This is a genomic window from Anaerococcus groningensis, assembly GCF_046365465.1.
Lineage (GTDB): Bacteria > Bacillota > Clostridia > Tissierellales > Peptoniphilaceae > Anaerococcus > Anaerococcus groningensis.
Genome location: NZ_JBGMEG010000020.1, coordinates 1 through 1,753 on the forward strand (window position 1 = coordinate 1; position 1,753 = coordinate 1,753).

A 1,753-nucleotide genomic window follows, 5' to 3' on the forward strand; every position below is an offset into this window, starting at 1 on the left:
CTACCAGCTAAGCTGGTAGTTCTGATTAGTAATCTACACCTGAGGAGTATTCACTATTTGCATTCCAAATTAAATATTCATTTAATCCTTGATCATAAATTGCATCTATTTGAGCCTGTACGGCATCACCATCATATTCCATCCAGTTACCTTCACCAATCCATGAAGCAGTAAAATCTTGTATCCATGGGCGAGATACTGGTGGATGTTCTAGTTCATTAAATATTTTTTTCTCTTCTTCTAAATATCTAGAAACTAATTCATAAGGCTCTAAATCTGGTTTTTCTATATCAAAAGACCAGCTACCCCAGTGAGAAGGATAAATCATAGATGACATAACATCTGTTTGATTTGCCATTTTATCAAAATCTTGACCGATACCTTCAGCACGTCTTACTTGCATAGCATAACCAAATACATCTATAGAAATTGGTACATTATAAGCTTGTAATTCTTCACGAGCCCTTTGTACAAAGCCAGTTATTGCAGCTACTCTTTTTTCCCCTTCATCCATTTCAGTTTCATTTTCAAATTCGCCTCTTGAATAATCTAGAGTATCTCCAAATGTCTCAAAACCTTCAGCAAATCTTACATAGTCAAATTGGATTTCATCAAAACCTGCGTCTGCTGCAAGTTTTGCAATTTTTAAATCATAATCCTGCACTTCTTTCAAAAATGGATTCATAAATGCTTCATCATGACCATTTTTCCATAATGTTCCATCCTCAAGGGTAAATCCCCAGTCAGGATGTTTCTCTGTTATAATACTATCCTTAAAGGTAGTGACCCTTCCTATTACATAAATACCTTTGCTATGAAAATCTTCAATTAAAGCTTCTGGATCAACTATATCTATTTTTGAGTAAGATACATCTTCATCATCTGTCTCAAAGTTCATAGTTACATTACCCCAGTCATCTTTGATATCAATTACGACAGCATTTAAATCTGTATCTTCAATTAACCCTACGATTTTATTATAGGTTTCTGGAGTATTTATACTATAAGTATTAAAGTATAAACCTTTTACTCCATCTTTTGGATAAAATTTAGATTTTTTTTCTTCTAAAGATAGGAGTCTAGATGTATCATAGTCCATATTATAGTCATCTGGAGTTACACCTACTTCATAGGGCTCGCCTACTGGCTTTTCTACAGCTTCATTTATTAACCCATTTTCATCTAAAATATCTTCTGCTACTTGATCGATATCTTTATCTTCTACCTTTGAAGCTTCATCAGTATTATTTGTGGATGTACAGGAAGTTAGTAATAACATAAATGATAAGAAAATATAGGTAATTTTTCTTTTTATATTCATATACTCTCCTTACAATAAAAAAAGGCGAGCAAGCTTGCCCGCTCTTTTTTATAAATTTTATATTTTAATAATATACTTAAATGGTTTTAGCTCTTTGAGCCTAGTTTTTCGGACTCATTTCAAGCCTTTTCGGCTAAATGAGGTCCTCATCTCGAAAATGAAAAATCCGAGAGATTTTTCATCTGTGATGCTTTCCTCTTGAAGAGTCTGAAACTCTTCTCGCTTAGTTCTGCGGATCTGGCTTTGCCTTATCTCGCAGATGATAGATTAAAATCCATCAACCATTATGGTGTCCTCTCGAAGAGTCTGTGACTCTTCTCGCTTAGTTTTTCGGACTCAACTGCGTTTCGTCTCGAAAATGAAAAATCCTTCAGATTTTTCACCCAGGATGTTGGGACTATTTAACGATTTTTGTAACAACTCCTGATGCTA

Annotated in this window: 1 protein-coding gene; it reads right to left on the reverse strand. The window is 34.1% G+C overall.

The window, feature by feature from the left end; genetic code table 11:
- Nucleotides 1–25: 25 nt before the first annotated feature.
- Nucleotides 26–1,321, reverse strand: a complete 1,296-nt coding sequence (locus AB9Q04_RS08040; protein WP_410024819.1) for a putative glycoside hydrolase — start codon at nt 1,319–1,321, stop codon at nt 26–28.
- Nucleotides 1,322–1,753 lie beyond the last annotated feature (432 nt).

Coding starts and splice junctions, on each gene's coding strand:
- AB9Q04_RS08040 (WP_410024819.1), bottom strand. CDS start 1,321: ATGAATATAAAAAGAAAAATTACCTATATTTTCTTATCATTTATGTTA.